This window comes from Nonomuraea insulae, from assembly GCF_042656245.1.
On sequence record NZ_JBHSPA010000112.1, the window covers coordinates 1 to 17,051 of the forward strand.

The window sequence follows — 17,051 nt, forward strand, 5'->3', positions numbered from 1 at the left end:
GCCAGGACGTCGACGGGTTTCAGCGGCGCGACGCCGGGTGTGGAGCCGTGCAGGTCCACGTAGAGCCGCCCGTCCGGGAACCGGCCCGCGACCTGGTGGGCGACGTGCACGGCCAGCGCCGACTTGCCGGCCCCCGCGGCGCCGGTGATCGCCGAGATGGCGGTCGCGCCGGAGGCCGAGGTCAGCATCGTGTGCAGGCGGGCGATCTCGGCGGCCCGGCCGGTGAAGGCGGCAGAGCCGATGGGCAACTCGGCCGGGGCCCTGCGGGCGGCGACCGCCGGCGGCGGCGTCAGAGCGGCGTCGTCGGCGAGGATGCGCTGGTGCATGCGGACCAGGTCCGGGCCGGGGTCGATGCCGACCTCGGCGGCCAGCGTCATCCGCGCGCTCTGATAGACCGTCAGCGCGTCGGCCCTGCGGCCGGAACGGTACAGGGCCAGCATGAGCTGTGCCCTGAGCCGCTCGTTCAGCGGGTCCCTGCGGGTCAGGGCCTCCAGGTCGGCGAGCATCTCGCCGTGCCGGCCGAGCGCCAGCCGGGCCTCCAGCGAGGCGTCCACGACGGTCGCCCTCAGCCGCTCCAGCCGCGCCGCCTCACAGCGCAGCGGCGCGGGCAGGGGCAGCTCTTCCAGTACGGACTCGCCGCGCCACAGGCAAAGGGCCCGGGTCAGCCGTTCGAGCGCGACGTCGTGGCGTCCGGCGGACAGCGCCCGCTGCCCCTGCGCGGCGAGGTCCTCGAACAACGTGACGTCGACCTCGCCGGGCATGACGCGCAGCACGTACCCGTTGGAGCCCGCCTCGATGCGGGAGGGGGAGCCGAGCACCTTGCGCAGCGCGGAGATGTAGGTGTAGAGGTTCGACTCCGCGGTGGCGGGAGCGCGCTCACCCCACAGCCAGTCGAGCATGCGCCGGCTGGGGATCGCCTTGCCGGTGTTGAGCAGCAGGGCGGCCAGCAGTACTCGCTGTTTTCGGCGTCCGAGCGGGATCGCCCTCCCATGAGAGGTACGAACCTCGATCGGTCCAAGGATCTTGAAATCCATACGACCACCCTGCAGTGCGCGGCTTTCCACCAACAGGAACCGTACGAACGCACACAGATCCTGATTTGCCGCGACCAATGATCGACGGAAGCGACCTTGGAATGGTACTTCCTGGAACGGGATAAGAAGATTACGGGTCCCGAATAGCTGGGGCCGGTGCCGCGGGACCGCTGAAATTTATTTCCGCATCGTTATGCGTGGTGCGAGAAATCCGTCTCGGCCGGGGCGAGCAGGTCCTTAACCCGAGGGCCGGGGGCGTGATTCGCCATACCGTCCTTGAACGGCCGGACTTCCTCATTCTCGCGCGGTTACGGCGGCTATCTGTCACGCTCCAGGAACAGGCCGCAACCGTCGCATGCTATAACGCCTTTCTTGTCGCCGCGCCGCCTGGCCGCCTACCGGTCGTGCGGCCAACGCGCGCCGTCGCCATCCGCCTGGTCGTGGTCCGGCTCAAGGCGCCAGGGCGGGGCGGCCGGTGAGCATGGTGAGGCCGGTGGCGGTGGCCTGGAGGAAGTGGATGATCCGCGGCTCGAAGTGCAGCGCCATGCGGCCCCAGTGGGGTTCCTCGTCGAAGAGCCGGGTGAGGGCGGGGGTGGGGTGGGAGACCTGCCAAAGGTGGGCGATCAGGCACACCGCCGCCGCGAGGAGGTCTTCGGCCTGCTCGGTCGTCATGGTCCCTGTGGCGGTCATGGTGTCGATCATGGTGTCGAAGGCCGTGAACGAATTGCTCTCGAAGCGGCGGGCGCGGTCGATGGTGACCTCGCCTTCGAGGCTGAGCGGCACGTGTGTGAGCAGGTCGCAGAACAGGGGCAGGCGGGCGACGGTGACACCCAGCGCGGTGGCGGTCTGCGTCGGGGTCAGGTCCTTGGCGCCGGCCAGATGCGTGGTGAAAGCGTCACGCCACTCCTGCCAGCCGCGTTCGGCGAGTTCGAGCAGGAGTTCTTCCTTGTTGTCGAAGTAGCGCCGGACCGCGGAGGGGTGCAGGCCGACGACCTCCGTGACGGCCGCGAGGGTGATGTGGCGCACCCCGCCGCGTTCGGCGGCCAGCGTGCGGGCGGCTTCCAGGAGATCCTCGGCGCGGCGGAGCTTGGCGTCCTGCGAGCGGGCTCTTCTCTGCATGCCCCACCATAACGCACCTCGATTGCGTTGAGAGATGCGCCGTCCTGGCTTCTGGCTCGCGTTACGGTGGCGCCTGGCCGATTCCCGTCGCATGCACGCCGGCCGCATCGCGATGCCGGACGGCACCGCGGTCAGCGCGCGTCCGCCCCTGCCTGACGCCTGCCTGACGCCTCCTGACGAACGAGAAGGGTTACGGCTTGCGGCCGACGCCGCCGTAGAGCCATCGCGTGGCCTGGGGGGCCAGGTCGTCCGGGTCCGGGTGCCAGGTGTCGATGGTGACCAGGCCGGGAGGCACCAGCTCGAAGCCCTCGAAGAAGCGCGAGACCTCCGCGTGCTCGCGGAAGTAGATCGGCGTCGGCGTGGCCGCGTACACGGCCTCGATCGCGGCCACCGCCTCCGCCGGGTGGCCGTCGCGGGTGACGTGGGTCGCCGTGAGGTAGCTGCCGGAGGGCAGGGAGTCGCGCAGCTGGGCCATGATCGCGCCCTGCTCATCCATGGTCAGGAAGTGCACCATGGCGATCATCAGGACGCCGACCGGCTGGTTGAAGTCGAGGATCTTGACGGTCTGCGGGTGCTCGAGTACGTCGGAGGGGCGCCGCATGTCGGCGGCGGCCACGGTGGTGTTCTCGTCGGTCGCGAGCAGGGCGCGGCCGTGCTGCAGCACGACGGGATCGTTGTCGACGTAGACGACGCGGGCGTCGGGGATGATCTCCTGGGCGATCTCGTGCGTGTTGCCGACCGTGGGCAGGCCGGAGCCGATGTCGATGAACTGCCGAATACCCTGCCTGGCCATGTGGCGTACGGCGCGGCGCAGGAAGGCCCGGTTCTCCAGGGCCAGCTGGCGGATCTCCGGCATGGCCTTCTCGACGCGGCGTACGGCTTCCCGGTCGATCTCGAAGTTGTCCTTGCCCCCCAGGTAGTAGTCGTACATCCGGGCGACGCTCGGCCTGGTGACATCGATGCCGTTAGGTCCGTTTGCGCCGTACTCCGTCATGAACGGCCTCCATCCCCTAGATCATTTCCCTAAAATTAGCGCAAACATGGGACACGGCGCGTCAAACGGTGGTCGATGGGCGATTCCTCCGAGGCGCAACGAACGCCCCGACCAGGGCGTATGAGATTTGACAAAATCTTGACGCGATCAGGACGGAGTCGTCACGGGCCGCACCGCTGGGCTGCCGCTGCTCGAACGCGTCGAAGGCCGCACGCCGGCATCGAGAGCGATCCAGTAGCGGCGCTTGACCCCGAGTTCGGTGCTGCGCACGTCTTCCAGGACGCCGCCGTTGCTTTCGATCGTGCGCGCCGAACCGGCGTTGTCCTCGTCACAGGTGAGCAGGACCCGATCCAGACCGAGCGCCGGCGCCTTGAGGAGAACCGCGCCCAGCGCCCACGTGGCCAGTCCTCGCCTTCTGGCGGAAGGCCGGATGTTGTAGCCGATGTGTCCGCCGCCTTCCAGCAGGAAGGCGTTCAGATAGTGCCGGAGGTCGATGGCTCCGAGGTAGGTCTCGCCGTCAACGATCCACCAGTGGGTGGCGTGGACACGTCCTTCCCCGACGGGCAGCGACCGGTCCGACTGCCGGCGCAGTCGCTCGACCCATGAGGCGAACCCGTCCGGAGTGTCGAGGTCATCGTCAGCGACCAGACGCAAGCCGGCTCCGTCCTGGTGAGCACCCGGCTGCCACTCGTCACGCGCTGCGAGCCACGAGGAATGCAGCCGTACCGTGGGAGCGATCAGTTCGATCATGCGATGGACGATAACACCCCGAACCCCTACGTGATCAGGCACGTTGCGCTTGATCGAGCCCCTGGCCCGCCAGGTGGAACGCAGCGGGAGCAACCCCGCCGCCCTGGGCGAACCTGCGTGATATCCCGCTGACTCGCGCCAGGTCGGAGGCTTAGAATTCGTCCGACGCCATTCTTGAGGTGGCTCCGCTTTCCCCCTGGGGTGGCACATGGCTGGTGAGACGACCCGGCTGCTGCTGTCGGTGCTCGACGACGGAGCGGACGCCCAAGAGCTGGACGAGGCCACCGCGAGGCTCCGCGACGAGCTCCTCGATCTGGACGTGGTCGCGAGCGCGGCAGAAGGCGGCCAGGCCCCGGAAGGCGCCAGGGCGGTCCTGTCGTTCACGGTCGGCGGCCTGGTGATCGCGCTGGCCGGCACCGAGTTGCTCGGCGCGATCGTGACAGCCGTCACCTCGTGGCTCAACCGCAACCAGCATCGGTCGGTCAAGCTGGACATCGAGGGTGACGTGCTGGAGGTGACCGGCATCCGGGGCAAGGAGCAGCGCGAGCTGGTCGAGGTCTGGTTACGCCGCCGGCGGCAGCCCGCGAACGTTGTTCAGCCTGGCGGACGTCGTATGGCGCTGATCGTGGCCGGCGACGCGTACCAGGACCCCGGTCTGCGTCGGCTGCGCGCGCCGGCGCTCGACGCCGAAGCCCTGTCCAGGGTGCTCGGTGACGAGGCCATCGGCGGTTTCGACGTTCGTACGATGCTCAACGAGTCCACCTCGGTCGTCAACGAGGCCGTGGAGGACTTCTTCGCCGACCGTCACCCGGACGACCTGCTTCTGCTGCACTTCTCCGGCCACGGGGTCAAGGACGACAGCGGCGAGCTGTACTTCGCCACCCCCAGCACCAAGCTCAACCGGCTCGGAGCCACCGCCGTGTCGGCCGAGTTCGTCAACCGGCGGATGAGCCGCAGCCGGTGCCGGCGCATCGTGCTGTTGCTCGACTGCTGCTACGCCGGTGCCTTCGCGCGTGGGGCGCTGCCGCGGGCCGGCGGGGACATCCATGTGGAGGAGCAGTTCGGCGGGCGCGGGCGGGTGGTCATCACCGCCTCCAACGCTCTGGAGTACGCCTTCGACGGGGCCGAGCTGGCCGACGCCCAGGAGACGACGTCTCCTTCTGTGTTCACCAGCGCGCTGGTGGAAGGGCTGGAAACCGGCGAGGCCGACCGCGACCAGGACGGCTACGTGGGAATCCACGAGCTGTACGACTACGTCTACGACCGGGTGCGCACCATCACGCCCAACCAGACGCCGGGCAAATGGACGTATGACGTACAGGGAGACCTGGTCATCGCACGCCGCGGCCGCCCGGTCACCCGCCCCGCGGCGCTGCCGGCCGAGTTGCAGGAGGCGATCGACCATCCGATCGCCGCGATCAGGGCCGGCACGGTCGACGAGCTGGCGCGGTTGCGGCACAGCAGGCACGCGGGTCTCGCCCTGGCCGCCCGCCTCGCGCTGGAGGGGCTGGCCCACGACGACAGCCGCATGGTCTCGGCCGCCGCCGACCGCACGCTCGGCGCCGCCCCTCAGCCCTCGGCGCCGTCGCCGGTCACCTCGCCACCCGTGACCGTGCCGCCCGCCGCTTCCGCTGCCGGCGCGCCCACCCCGCCGACCGTCACTCCCGCACCGGAGGCGATCCCGGCGACTGTCACGAAGGGCACGAGACCGGAGACGATCTCGCCGACCGCCACGAAGGGCACGAGCGCCTTGGCGGAGGGCGAAGGCACCGCACTCCCGGCGGCTGCGTCCCCGGTTGCCGCGCGTACCGTCCCGAAGGACACAGAGGTGGGGCAGCCCGCGCCGGGCGCGGTTTCGCACGAGAGGGTCACCGGCCGGCGGCGCCGGCAGCCGCTTGCCCTGCGCGGGCTCGCCCTGGCGTCGGCGCTGCTTCTCGTGGTCGGCCCCATGGGGGCATCCCCCGCCATGCCCCGGTTCGCGGGACCCTTCGCCGGAACCTTCCCGACGTGGATCCTGCTGCTGGTGGCCTCCGCGATCGCGGTCGCGTTCCTCCCTGACGGCCGCGGGCGCCCGGTCGTGCTGGGCGCCGCGGCCGGTCTGGCGGCGCTCAACCTGGGCCTGTACGCGCGGCTCAGCCTGGTGGGCGGCATCGACACCAGGACAGAAGCCCTGATGACCATGACGGGCGTCCTCCTCATCGTGCTGGTGGTATTCCTGGAGACAGCCCTGGCTCAGGCGGGCAGGCTCAGGATCGCGATGGTCGCCGCCGGGCTGCTCGCCGTCATCCTGATGATCATCAACCTGGCCGATCCCGCCACGGTGGCCTATGGCACGGGATGGGCCAAGGCCCTCATCGCGGCGCTGATCGCCATCGCAGCCGTCCTGCCCCGCGCGGTCCAGGGCTGGCGGGCAGGCACGTCGCGGCCGGTCATCGTGTTGAGTGCGGCGGCCACGCTCCTCATCATCGGCGGCATCCTCAGCATCTACGCCGAATCCTTGGAGGCCGGCCCCGCCTACCTGCCCGTCATGCTGACCCTGCTGGTCGTGGCCGCCCAGGCGGGCCCCGACCGGTCCTGGCTGCTGACCGCGCTCCAGCTGGCCGTGATCATCGGGCTGGTGCACAACTACGTCCTGGTCGGCACCGGGCTGGTGTTCCTCGGCGTGTTGTTCGCCGCGGCGGCCTGTGCGGGCGCCGCCGTCTACTTGAGCGGCCTGACCGAACGGGAGGCTCCACGGCCGGACTGATGCCGCCGCCCCGCGCCCCCGCCGTCCTCGGCCACACGGGAGCCGCCGGGGTCGCGAAAAGTCCGCCGGTACGCGGCCGGGGTCGTCCCCAGCTCGCGGTGGAAGTGCTGCCGCAGCCCGTCGGCGGTGCCCAGGCCGGAGCGCTCGGCCACCGCGTCGATCGTCAGGTCGGTGGTTTCCAGCAGCTCGCGGGCCCGGGCCAGCCGCTGCTGGTTGAGCCAGCGCAGCGGGGTGGTGCCGATCTCCTGCGCGAAGTTCCGGCCGAAGGTGCGTAGGCTCATCCCCGCCCGCTGGGCCAGCTGCGCCATGGTCAGCGGCTCGTGCAGCCGGGCCAGCGCCCAGTCCAGCACCGGGGCGAGGGTCCGCGGGGCGGGGGCGGGCCGCACCGGCGCGTACTGGGTCTGGTCTCCCTCCCGGTGCGGGGCCACGACCATGCGGCGGCCCACCGCCGCGGCCGCCGCCGTGCCGTAGTCCGTACGCACGATGTGCAGGCACAGGTCGATGGCGGCGGCCGTGCCCGCGCTGGTGAGGATGGCGCCGTCGTCGATGTACAGCGCCTGGTCGTTGACCAGGACGCCGGGGTGGCGGCGGCGCAGCTCCTCGGCGTACATCCAGTGCGTGGCCGCCTCACGGCCGTCCAGCAGCCCCGCCGCGGCCAGGACGAAGGCGCCCGAGCACAGGGAGGCGATGCGGGTGCCACGGGCGTGCGCGGCGCGCAGCGCGTCCAGGAGTTCCACCGGTGGTTCGTAACCGACGTCCATCAGGCAGGCCGGCACCACGATCAGGTCCGCGTCCGCCAGCGCCTCCAGCCCGTGCTCGGCCTCCAGGCGCAGCCCGCCGAGCGCGCGCAGGGCGCCGCCGGGCGTGGTGGCGCACAGGACCAGCTCGTAGCCCTCGCCGCCGAAGACCGCGCACGGTACGGCGAGCTCGAAGAGCGCCGCCGGGTTGAGCACGGTGACGGCCACGCGGAGTGGCTTGATGCTCATGGCGTAAATCTAGCGCATCATGACTTTTTTGCCACTCGTCCATCATATCCGCAGGTCAGAGGATAGATGTCATGAGTCGACAGCTGATCCTGGGCGGCGTCGCCGCCGTTGGTGTGACCTTTGGCCTGGCCCGCTACGGCTACGGCCTCTTCCAGCCCGACCTGCGCCGGGAGTTCGACCTGTCCATGTCCGCGGTGGGGCTGATCGGCAGCGCGACCTACGTCGGCTACCTCCTCGCCCTGCTGCTCGTCGGCGCCCTGGTGACCCGCTTCGGTCCCCGTCCGCTGGTGATCGCGGGCGGCGTCTCCGCCACCGCCGGCATGGCCCTGGTGGCTTTCGCGCGTGAACCGGTGGCGCTGACGGCCGGGCTGATCCTGGCCGGGACCAGCTCCGGCTGGGCGTGGGCGCCGTACTCCGACGCGGTGGACCGGGCGGTGCCGCCGGGGCGGCGGGAGCGGGCCATGGGGATCATCTCGTCGGGCACGGCGTTCGGCGTGGTGGCGGCCGGGCCGCTCGCGCTGCTCGGGCAGGGCACGGGATGGCGGATGATCTGGCTGCTGTTCGCCGTGATCGCGCTCGCGACGACGCTGTACAACGCCTGGGTGCTTCCCGCCGGAGCACACCGCCCGGCGCGGAGCGGCTCACGGGTGGGCCTGCGGTGGTTCGCGCGCCGCACGGCGGTGCCGCTGTACGCGACGGCCGTGGCGTACGGCATGGTCGGCTCGGTCTACTGGCAGTACGCGGTGGCGGCCGTCGAGGACGGGATGGGCGACGGCCAGGCGACCGCGCCGCTGTTCTGGACGCTGATGGGATTCGCGGGCACGGCGGGCGTGTTCACCGGGCACGCCGTGGGCCGCTACGGGGCGCGGCGGGTGCACGCTGGGGTTTTCACCGGGCTGGCCGTGGCCGTGGCGCTGCTCGGGCTGGCGCCGGGGTCGCTGTTCGCGGTGATCACGTCGGCGGTGCTGTACGGCCCGCTGTTCATGGCCGGTTCCGGGCTGCTGGCGGCCGGGAGCTACCACCTCTTCCCCGAACGACCGGCCACCGGGTTCAGCGCCGCGGTGGCCTTCCTGGCGGTGGGCACGATCGCCGGGCCCGCGACGCTGGGGGCCGTGGCCGACGGGTACGGCCTGCGGACGGCGTTCCTGGCGACGGCGGCGGTCGCCGTGCTGGCCCTGCTCCTACGGCCACGCGCCACCGGCCAGGCGCGGAGCGTGCGCGCCCGTACCGGCGGCCGGGTCACGCACCCTTCCAGCGTCTCGAGCTGCACCTGACGCGCCCCTCGCCGGTCCTTCCCCCTTGTACAGGCCGCGACCGGCCGCGACCGGCCGCGACCATGCCCGCAGGCCAGGTTCGCGAGGCCGTTCGCTATGCGCGTGATCGCGGTGAGGACCGGCCGCGGTGACCTTGGCCGCTCGCGCTGAGCGATATTCTCCCTTCATGGGACGTGATGAACGCGGTGTGACCCCTCAAAGCGAGGACTTCTCTGCCTGGTACAACGAACTGGTGGCCAAGGCCCAGCTCGTGGACCGTGGACCAGCGAAGGGCACCATGGTCATCCGACCGTATGGCTACCGCCTCTGGGAGCTCATCCAGGGAGAGCTGGACCAGCGGATCAAGGACACCGGCCACGAGAACGCCTACTTCCCGCTGCTGATCCCGGAGAGTTACCTGCAGCGAGAGGCTCAGCACGTCGAGGGTTTCTCTCCTGAGCTCGCGGTCGTCACACACGCCGGCGGCAAGGAGCTGGAGGAGCCCCTGGTCGTCCGGCCCACCTCGGAAACGATCATCGGCGAGATGATGGCCAAGTGGGTCTCCTCCCACCGCGACCTGCCCCTGCTGCTCAACCAGTGGGCGAATGTCGTGCGCTGGGAGCTGCGGCCCCGGATGTTCCTGCGCACCACGGAGTTCCTCTGGCAGGAGGGCCACACCGCGCACGCCGACCAGGCCGACGCGATGCGCGAGACGATGCTCGCCCTCGACCTCTACACCGAAGTCGCACGCGACCTCGCGGCGATCCCCGTGGTGCCGGGTGAGAAAACGGCGGGGGAGCGGTTCGCCGGTGCGGCGCGCACCTTCACCATCGAGGGCATGATGCGCGACGGCAAGGCGCTTCAGGCCGGCACCTCCCATTACATGGGTACGAACTTCGCCAAGGCCTTCGAGATCCAATACACCTCAGAAGCCGGTCGGCTCGAGCTGTGCCACACCACGTCCTGGGGCATGTCCACCCGGATGATCGGTGGCGTCATCATGACCCATGGCGACGACAAGGGCCTGGTCCTGCCGCCCCGGGTCGCGCCGCACCAGGTCGTGATCGTCCCCATCGGCCGCGGCGACCAAGCCCTGGACGCCGCTCGCGACCTCGCGGGCCGGCTCAAGGCGGCTGGTGTCCGGGTGCACGTCGATGACCGCGCCCACCTCTCGCCCGGCTACCGCTTCAACGACTGGGAGCTCCGCGGCGTACCCGTCCGGCTCGAGCTCGGTCCGCGTGACCTGGAGTCCGGCACCGTGGTCATGGCCAAGCGGCTCGGCGACGAGGGCAAGCAATCGATCCCTCTCGATTCCGTGGCCGAGATCATGCCTGGTGTCCTGGAGGACTTCCAGGCCTTCCTCCTGCGGCGGGCCACCGACTTCCGCGACGCCCACACCCATACCGCCGACACCTGGGAGTCCTTCGCCGACGCCGTCACCCAGGGCTGGGCCTTGGCTCTGCACTGCGGCACCGCTGCCTGCGAGGATGAGATCAAGGCCGAGACCGCTGCGACGCCTCGGTGCGTTCCGCTCGACGGAGCCTCCGAGACCGGGGTCTGCGTGCGTTGCGGTCAGCCTGCCACCTACGGCAAGCGGGTCATCTTCGGCCGTTCTTACTGAGCCCGGCCCGCTCCTGGACAGGTGGCGCGCGTCACATCGCCGAGCTGTCACAAGGATCGGGCCCCAGGCCACCCAGAACCTGGTGATGTTGCGCGTCAGCCAGATCAACGGCTGCGGCTTCTGCGTCGACTACCACTCCAAGGACGCCACGGTGGCAGGGGGGCCGCGGTCCGGCTCCATCTGGTCGCCGCCTGGCGCGAGTCCACCGTGTTCACCGAGGCCGAGCAGGCCGCGCTGGCGCTGGCCGAGGAGGGCACCAGGCTCGCCGACGCCCACCACGGCGTGTCCGACGAGACCTGGGCGCAGGTGCGCAGGCACTACGACGACGACCAGATCGCGGCGCTGGTCTCCCTGGTCGCCATGATCAACGCGGCCAACCGGCTCGGCCGGGGAGGTCCTTAGCCGCCGATCCGGTAGCCGGCGCCGGTGACGGTCTCGATCAGCGGCGGGTCGCCGAGCTTGCGGCGCAGCGTGCCCACGGCGATCCGGATCGCGTTGGTGAACGGGTCCGCGTGCTCGTCCCACACCTTGTCCAGCAACATCTCCGCGCTGACCACGTCACCACCGGCGGCCAGCAGCTGCTCCAGCACGCCGAACTCCTTGGGCGTCAGGCGCAGCAGCCGTCCGTCCCGCTCGGCGCTCCGCCGGCCCGGATCCACGGCCACGCCGCCGGCCCGCAACACCGGCGGGCGGGCCGGGGCGCTGCGCCGTACCAGAGCATGAACCCGCGCGACGAGCTCGGAGAACGCGAACGGCTTGCCCAGGTAGTCGTCCGCGCCCAGCATCAGCCCACCGACCCGGTCCTCCACGGCGTCTGACGCGGTCAGCATCAGCACCCGCGACCTGCCCCGCTGGGCGAGCCGCCGGCACACCGTGTCGCCGTGCACGACCGGCAGGTCCCGGTCCAGGACCACCACGTCGTACGGGGTGAGCTCGCACTTGTCCAGGGCGGTGCGCCCGTCGAGGGCGACGTCGACGGTGAAGCCGTGCTTGCGCAACCCGGCTTCGATGTACCCGGCGAGAGGTTGCTCGTCTTCGACCAGGAGCACACGCATCCAGGCAGTATCGCAACGCCCGCATATGGAACGCGTATGGTCCGCCGATCGCTCTCCCATCGGCGCCGCCCGGTAAAAGTGTTCACCGTTCAAGTCCTGCCGGGAAAGGGTGACTGACCATGATGACCACGCACATCTCAGCGACGCGACGTGGGAGAACCGCAGGCATGGCCGTCGGGCTGGCATGCGCGGTGCTGGCGTTGAGCGTCCAGGTCCCGGCGGCCGCCGCCGGCCAGGTCGAGCTGGGAGACGTCCAGCGGGCGATGGAGAGTGTGGCGAAGGTCGACGGTGTGGTGGGGGCCATCGGCGAGGTGTACCTCGATGGCAGGCGGGTGGGCCGGGGAACGGCGGGTTCGCGTCTGCTCGGCGGGAAGGGCGGGCGCATCCCCTCGGTTTCGCGTTACCGCATCGCGTCCCAGACCAAGCTCATGGAGGCCGCGATCGTCCTGCAACTGGTCGGGGAGGGCAAGCTCAGCCTGGATGACAAGCTCAGTGACGTCCTGCCGGAGATGGCCGAGCACGACTATGTGGATCGGGCCGGCGAGATCACCGTGCAGCAGCTGATCCGGCACACCTCGGGCATCCCCGACTTCGTCGCCGGCGGGAAGTTCGACGTCTTCGACTTCACCACCGCCTACAAGCCGATCGACCTGGTGAAGGCCGCACGCACCGTGCCTCGCGAGGGCGAGCCGGGGGAGTACCTCTACTCCACCACCAACTACGTCCTGCTCGGCATGATCATCGAGAAGCTGACCGGCCATGATCGGGCCACCGAGTTCACGCGGCGCCTGTTCGCCCCGCTCGGCATGAAGCACACCTATCTGGCCACCAAGGTCTCCGACCAGATCAAGGGCCCGCACGGGCACGGCTACCACCCCGACGCCAAGGGCAGGCCGCGCGACGTCGACCGGCTCAACGCCACCAGCTGGGGTGTCGAAGGAGCGATCTCCACCGCGCACGACGTCAGCGCCTTCTACCGCGCGCTCAACCAGGGCCGGCTGGTGCCGGCGGACCTGCAGGGACAGATGCCCAGGCCGCGGCCCAGCCTGTGCGGCGAAACGGTCGCGTCGGCATCGGGCGGCATGCCCGGGGTCAGCTCCGTCACCTTCTCCTCGACCGACGGCCGGCTCCAGTTCGCGGTGGCCGCCACGCTGAAGATCGACAACGAGAAGGCCATGGCCGTCGGTGACGCCATCAACAAGGCCGCGGAGGCTGTCCTCTGCCCCGGCCGATAACGGGAGCCGTCCCCCCATTTGAGACCCATGTCGGGCCGCTGATCGGGTCGTGTACGTCGGGCATGGTGTCGGGAACGGCCCGGATGTTCGAGCTGGACGACGGGAGCACCCTGTCGCTGCCCTCGGCCCCTTCGGCGGTGCCGGTCGTGCTGGAGAACAGCACCGCGTCGCCGTCACGCAGGACCCACACGCCACGGAGGCGAGGGTTTCGGCGAAGGGCGGGACAAACCCGTGGCACGGCGATAGAACTGGGATCGAGCTTCAAAGGGGAGAGGCCCATATCGACGTGACCGATGCTTCGCACGCTCCGGACGGCGCTGATCCGAGGTCGTTCGCGGAGCCTCCAGCCGAGCAGGAATACACGCGTGAGGAGCTGTTGCGGCGGCGTACGATCGTGCTCGACGAGAGACTGGAGCACGACAACGCCGATCGGATCGCCAATGACCTGCGGGCGCTGGCGCGGCACGACCCTCTGACCGACGTCGTGCTGTTGATCGACTCCTCCGGGGGTTCGGTCCAGGCGGGTCTCGACCTCATCACCGTCATGGACGACGTCTCCTGTGACGTCGTGACGTATGTGATGGGGTCCGCCGAGGGCATGGCGCTCCTCGTTCTCGCCGCGGGGACCAAGGGAAGGCGCCACGCGCTGCCGTACGCCCGCGTCATGATGCGCCGGCCACCGGACACCCGCGTCATGACGCCCCGGCCGCCGGACGCGGATGAGGCCAGGAAGTTCCCGCATGACCGAGGCGTGCGCTCGGCACGGCACCAGGTGGCACGGGTGGCCGCCGAGCGGACCGGGCGCACCATGGAGCAGGTCCTCGCCGACATGGCGGCGGAGCGTTCGTTCAGTGCTGAGGAAGCCCGGGCGTACGGTGTCGTGGACGAGGTCGTCGACCAGTGCAAGCCGCTCACCCAAAGGCATCCCGACCGTGACCGGGACGTCGATGGCAACACCATGTTGCACCATGCGTACTTTTCCGGTAACACGAGCGTCGCCACATGGCTGCTCGGCTTGGGCGCGGACCCCGCTCTGCACAACCGGTTCGGGGTGACGCCGCCGCTGATGGCCAAAGTGTGGTTGGCCGAGTCGCAACTCTTCAAACTGGCGAGCCTGGTCGACCCCGGGCACAGTTGGGGCGGGAGCATGATCGGTCCGCCCAGCCCTCCTTCCGCGAGCCGGCGCGACCGCACGTGGACGAACCCCGGCGCCGCCGCCAGGCTCTGCACGCTGCTGCGCCGCCACGATCCGAGCGTGTACGCCTTCGCGCTGGCCAAAGCGGTGAAAAGAGGTGAGCCACGCGCGATCTTGAAGTCCGCGATCAAGATCGGCAGACCGGAGTCGCTCGTCCAGCTCGAAGCTCTGCTCGACCGGCACGGTACGGCGGAGATCGCGACCGACTATCTCAACAGCGGTTCGCCCGAGCTCGCCGACGCGGGGAGGGAGTGGGCGTACAAGCACTTCTTCGTGATCAGCATGGGTTACGGCGGCGGGGGCCAGAGTGGGTGGGGCACAGGCTGATCCCCGGCCTGACCGCGCCGGGCGGTCGCCCCGAGCGCGCCGATGAACCGGCCGCCGGCAATCGACTTCGCTGTCGAACGCCTTTCTAGAGAGCGCTCTCTTGACAGAGGGGTTGATGTTGCCGGAAGGTTTCGGTAATTCCACGTCCGTGAATCTGGTGAGGTAATCCGAATGGACCGCACCCCCCGCTCCAGAACGTTGCTCGCCATCGGCGCCGCTCTCGCCACCGTCATCGGGATGCTGCTCCCGATGGCCGGCGTCGCCAGTGCCGCTCCCGCCCCCGGTCCCCTGGTCTGGTCCGATGAGTTCAACGGATCCGCCGGCAGCGCCGTCGACCAGTCGAAGTGGCGCTTCGACCTCGGCGGCAGCGGCTGGGGCAACAACGAGCAGCAGTACTACACCAACAGCACCCGCAACGCCGCCATGGACGGCGGCGGGAATCTGGTGATCACCGCGCGCCGGGAGAATCCGTCCAACTTCCAGTGCCACTACGGCACCTGCCAGTACACCTCCGCCCGCCTGCTCACCTCCGCCACCTTCACCCGCGCGTACGGCCGGTTCGAGGCGCGCATGAAACTGCCCCGTGGCCAGGGCATCTGGCCGGCCTTCTGGATGCTGGGCAACGACATCGGGTCGGTCGGCTGGCCCAACAGCGGCGAGCTCGACATCATGGAGAACATCGGCCGCGAACCCAGCACCGTTCACGGCACCATCCACGGCCCGGGTTACTCCGGCGGCGCGGGCATCGGCGCCCCCTACTCGATCGGTGGCGCGTTCGCGGACGCGTTCCACACCTTCGCCGTCGACTGGTCGCCCAACCTGATCATCTGGTACGTCGACGGCAACGAGTACCAGCGCCGCACACCGGCCAGCCTCAACGGCAACCGATGGGTCTTCGACCACCCGTTCTTCATGATCATGAACTTGGCGGTCGGCGGATACTGGCCCGGCTACCCTGACGCGTCCACCACCTTCCCGCAGGCCCTGACCGTCGACTACGTCCGCGTCTACGCCTCGCCCACCGGCGGCGGGGGCGGCGGCCAGATCACCGGCCTCGGTGGCAAGTGCGCCGACGTGGCCGGCGCCAACCCCGCCAACGGCACGGCCGTGCAACTCTGGGACTGCAACAGCACCGCCGCGCAGAGCTGGGCGTGGAACAGCGACGGATCCGTGCGCGCGCTCGGCAAGTGCATGGACGTCACCGCCGGCGCCACCGCCAACGGCGCGAAGGTGCAGTTGTACGACTGCAACGGCAGCGCCGCCCAAAGGTGGACCTTCAACTCCGGCACCGGCCAGATCGTCAACCCTCAGGCCAACAGGTGCCTTGACGCGACCGGGGGAAGTTCCGCCAACGGCACCCGGCTGCAGATCTGGGACTGCACGGGCGGCGCCGCCCAGCGGTGGACCCGCGCCTGACGCCCGTACGTGATGAAGGGCTCTTCTCCGGCATGGAAGAGCCCTTCATCTTTTAGCGCGAAAGGCGAGAACGCGCTCTCCCGATCGCTCCGAACTTTCACTTTGCGGCGGCCCCGCTTTTATTGGGCGAACGTGGTTGTCGCGCCTGGGGCAGGCTGGTGAAACGCCGGGTCGAGGTGGCGACGAGGAGTCCGAGTGCGGCGTACGCCGCGCCGAGCAGGCTGGCGGCCGGCCATCCCGCGGCGCTGTAGGCCCAGGTGGTGGTGATCGCGCCGAGCGCGGAGCCGAGGGAGTAGAAGGCCATGTAGGCGCCGATGACGCTGCTGCTCTGGTCGGGGCGGGCGGTGGTGAGCAGGTGCTGGCTGCTGACGTGAACGGCCTGCACGGCGAAGTCCAGGACGATGACGCCGGCGATCAACAGCCACAACGATGACCCCGCTTGGGCGATCAGCAGCCACGAGGCCGTGAGCAGAGCGAGCGCCCAGCCGGTGACCGAGGGCGCCAGGCCGCGGTCGGCCCATCGACCGGCCCGGGCCGCGCCCAGCGCCCCGATGAGTCCGGCGAGTCCGAACAGTCCGATCTCGGTGGTGCCGAAGTGCCACGGCGCGTCGCCGAGCGGGAGCGCCAGCCCGCTCCACAGCGTGCCGAAGGAGGCGAACAGGAAGAACGCGACCAGCCCCCGGCTGAGAAAGAGCCGGTCGCCGGCGACCAGACGGCCCAGCGATGACAGCAGCTGCCCGTACCGGGCTCGGGGGCGGCGGACATCGGCCTCAAGGGTGAATCGGGCGGCGAGCGCGAGCATCGCGCAAAGCCCGGCGATGACGAGGTAGACCATGCGCCAGTCGGCCAGCTCGCCCAGTGTGCCCGCGACCACCCGCACTCCGAGGATCCCGATGACCACGCCCGAGGTGACCGCTCCGATGTTGCGGCCGCGCTCGCCGGCCGGTGAGACGGCGGCGACGTAGGCCACCGTGATCTGGACCACCACGGCGAACAGTCCAGCCAGAGCCAGACCCGCGATCGCGATGCCACCGCCGGGTGCGGCGGCGACCACCCCCGCACCTGCCGCTGTCAGCAGCAGGTGCACCGCGATGAGTCTGCGGCGGTCGAACAGGTCACCGAGCGGGACCAGCAGCACCAGCCCTGCGAGATAGCCGATCTGGCCGGCGGCGACCAGCCACCCCAGCGCTCCTTTCCCCAGCCCCAAATCCTCGCCCGCGGCCTCGAGGACCGGCTGGATGCCGTAGATGGTCGACACCGCCACCGCGCACACCAGCGCGAGCAGGGCCCGCTGCCTCCCGGTCAATCCTGACGACATAT

14 protein-coding genes are annotated in these 17,051 nt (G+C 70.1%); 7 read left to right on the forward strand and 7 right to left on the reverse strand.

Annotated features, from left to right (window positions below; all coding sequences use genetic code 11):
- The 4 genes from ACFPZ3_RS61980 to ACFPZ3_RS61995 all read right to left on the reverse strand — a co-directional run.
- Nucleotides 1-1,034, reverse strand: a 1,034-nt coding sequence (locus ACFPZ3_RS61980) for an AfsR/SARP family transcriptional regulator (RefSeq protein ID WP_379523798.1), incomplete at its 3' end; no start/stop codon positions are given.
- 450 nt (nucleotides 1,035-1,484) lie between these two features.
- Complete coding sequence (locus ACFPZ3_RS61985; RefSeq protein ID WP_379523799.1) at nucleotides 1,485-2,153, reverse strand: TetR family transcriptional regulator; 669 nt, start codon at nucleotides 2,151-2,153, stop codon at nucleotides 1,485-1,487.
- Between the two features lie 190 nt (nucleotides 2,154-2,343).
- Nucleotides 2,344-3,147, reverse strand: coding sequence for an SAM-dependent methyltransferase (locus tag ACFPZ3_RS61990; protein ID WP_379523800.1), 804 nt, complete (start codon nucleotides 3,145-3,147; stop codon nucleotides 2,344-2,346).
- A 147-nt stretch (nucleotides 3,148-3,294) separates the two neighbouring features.
- The gene (locus ACFPZ3_RS61995; RefSeq protein WP_379523801.1) at nucleotides 3,295-3,897 is read right to left on the reverse strand and encodes a GNAT family N-acetyltransferase; all 603 of its coding nucleotides are present in this window, start codon (nucleotides 3,895-3,897) and stop codon (nucleotides 3,295-3,297) included.
- A 208-nt stretch (nucleotides 3,898-4,105) separates the two neighbouring features.
- Between ACFPZ3_RS61995 and ACFPZ3_RS62000 the strand changes: the two genes are divergently transcribed.
- Nucleotides 4,106-6,643: a caspase family protein gene (locus ACFPZ3_RS62000; RefSeq protein WP_379523802.1), complete on the forward strand. Its 2,538-nt coding sequence runs from the start codon at nucleotides 4,106-4,108 to the stop codon at nucleotides 6,641-6,643.
- Here the strand turns inward: ACFPZ3_RS62000 and ACFPZ3_RS62005 are convergent.
- Nucleotides 6,598-7,629: a GlxA family transcriptional regulator gene (locus ACFPZ3_RS62005; protein WP_379523803.1), complete on the reverse strand. Its 1,032-nt coding sequence runs from the start codon at nucleotides 7,627-7,629 to the stop codon at nucleotides 6,598-6,600. The two genes, ACFPZ3_RS62000 and ACFPZ3_RS62005, sit on opposite strands and share 46 nt — an antisense overlap.
- A gap of 71 nt (nucleotides 7,630-7,700) precedes the next feature.
- Between ACFPZ3_RS62005 and ACFPZ3_RS62010 the strand changes: the two genes are divergently transcribed.
- The 3 genes from ACFPZ3_RS62010 to ACFPZ3_RS62020 all read left to right on the forward strand — a co-directional run bounded on the left by ACFPZ3_RS62010 (nucleotide 7,701) and on the right by ACFPZ3_RS62020 (nucleotide 10,905).
- On the forward strand, nucleotides 7,701-8,903 hold the full coding sequence (locus tag ACFPZ3_RS62010; RefSeq protein ID WP_379523804.1) for an MFS transporter: 1,203 nt from the start codon (nucleotides 7,701-7,703) through the stop codon (nucleotides 8,901-8,903).
- A gap of 166 nt (nucleotides 8,904-9,069) precedes the next feature.
- The gene (proS, locus tag ACFPZ3_RS62015) at nucleotides 9,070-10,503 is read left to right on the forward strand and encodes a proline--tRNA ligase (RefSeq protein ID WP_379523805.1); all 1,434 of its coding nucleotides are present in this window, start codon (nucleotides 9,070-9,072) and stop codon (nucleotides 10,501-10,503) included.
- Nucleotides 10,504-10,710: 207 nt separating this feature from the next.
- Nucleotides 10,711-10,905 (forward strand): carboxymuconolactone decarboxylase family protein, encoded by a 195-nt coding sequence (locus ACFPZ3_RS62020; RefSeq protein ID WP_379523977.1) that lies wholly within the window; start codon nucleotides 10,711-10,713, stop codon nucleotides 10,903-10,905.
- On the opposite strand, the gene ACFPZ3_RS62025 is transcribed toward ACFPZ3_RS62020, so the two are convergent.
- Nucleotides 10,902-11,558: a response regulator transcription factor gene (locus ACFPZ3_RS62025; RefSeq protein WP_379523806.1), complete on the reverse strand. Its 657-nt coding sequence runs from the start codon at nucleotides 11,556-11,558 to the stop codon at nucleotides 10,902-10,904. The genes ACFPZ3_RS62020 and ACFPZ3_RS62025 overlap by 4 nt on opposite strands.
- 167 nt (nucleotides 11,559-11,725) lie before the next feature.
- Here ACFPZ3_RS62025 and ACFPZ3_RS62030 point away from each other — a divergent pair, with 167 nt between their 5' ends.
- The 3 genes from ACFPZ3_RS62030 (at nucleotide 11,726) to ACFPZ3_RS62040 (ending at nucleotide 15,731) form a co-directional block, all read left to right on the forward strand.
- Nucleotides 11,726-12,793, forward strand: a complete 1,068-nt coding sequence (locus ACFPZ3_RS62030; RefSeq protein ID WP_379523807.1) for a serine hydrolase domain-containing protein — start codon at nucleotides 11,726-11,728, stop codon at nucleotides 12,791-12,793.
- A gap of 286 nt (nucleotides 12,794-13,079) precedes the next feature.
- Nucleotides 13,080-14,315 carry an ATP-dependent Clp protease proteolytic subunit gene (locus ACFPZ3_RS62035; protein WP_379523808.1) on the forward strand — a complete coding sequence of 412 codons (1,236 nt, stop codon included), beginning with the start codon at nucleotides 13,080-13,082 and terminating at the stop codon, nucleotides 14,313-14,315.
- Between the two features lie 171 nt (nucleotides 14,316-14,486).
- Nucleotides 14,487-15,731: an RICIN domain-containing protein gene (locus tag ACFPZ3_RS62040; RefSeq protein ID WP_379523809.1), complete on the forward strand. Its 1,245-nt coding sequence runs from the start codon at nucleotides 14,487-14,489 to the stop codon at nucleotides 15,729-15,731.
- Between the two features lie 97 nt (nucleotides 15,732-15,828).
- Here ACFPZ3_RS62040 and ACFPZ3_RS62045 read toward each other — a convergent pair whose 3' ends face one another.
- Complete coding sequence (locus ACFPZ3_RS62045; RefSeq protein ID WP_379523810.1) at nucleotides 15,829-17,049, reverse strand: MFS transporter; 1,221 nt, start codon at nucleotides 17,047-17,049, stop codon at nucleotides 15,829-15,831.
- Between the last annotated feature and the right edge of the window lie 2 nt (nucleotides 17,050-17,051).

Excerpts from the sequence above, each read along its gene's own strand:
- ACFPZ3_RS61985 (WP_379523799.1), bottom strand. The coding sequence starts at position 2,153 with ATGCAGAGAAGAGCCCGCTCGCAGGACGCCAAGCTCCGCCGCGCCGAG.
- ACFPZ3_RS62030 (WP_379523807.1), top strand. The coding sequence starts at position 11,726 with ATGGCCGTCGGGCTGGCATGCGCGGTGCTGGCGTTGAGCGTCCAGGTC.
- ACFPZ3_RS62025 (WP_379523806.1), bottom strand. The coding sequence starts at position 11,558 with ATGCGTGTGCTCCTGGTCGAAGACGAGCAACCTCTCGCCGGGTACATC.
- ACFPZ3_RS62005 (WP_379523803.1), bottom strand. The coding sequence starts at position 7,629 with ATGAGCATCAAGCCACTCCGCGTGGCCGTCACCGTGCTCAACCCGGCG.
- ACFPZ3_RS61995 (WP_379523801.1), bottom strand. The coding sequence starts at position 3,897 with ATGATCGAACTGATCGCTCCCACGGTACGGCTGCATTCCTCGTGGCTC.
- ACFPZ3_RS62010 (WP_379523804.1), top strand. The coding sequence starts at position 7,701 with ATGAGTCGACAGCTGATCCTGGGCGGCGTCGCCGCCGTTGGTGTGACC.
- ACFPZ3_RS62000 (WP_379523802.1), top strand. The coding sequence starts at position 4,106 with ATGGCTGGTGAGACGACCCGGCTGCTGCTGTCGGTGCTCGACGACGGA.
- proS (WP_379523805.1), top strand. The coding sequence starts at position 9,070 with ATGGGACGTGATGAACGCGGTGTGACCCCTCAAAGCGAGGACTTCTCT.
- ACFPZ3_RS62045 (WP_379523810.1), bottom strand. The coding sequence starts at position 17,049 with ATGTCGTCAGGATTGACCGGGAGGCAGCGGGCCCTGCTCGCGCTGGTG.
- ACFPZ3_RS61990 (WP_379523800.1), bottom strand. The coding sequence starts at position 3,147 with ATGACGGAGTACGGCGCAAACGGACCTAACGGCATCGATGTCACCAGG.
- ACFPZ3_RS62040 (WP_379523809.1), top strand. The coding sequence starts at position 14,487 with ATGGACCGCACCCCCCGCTCCAGAACGTTGCTCGCCATCGGCGCCGCT.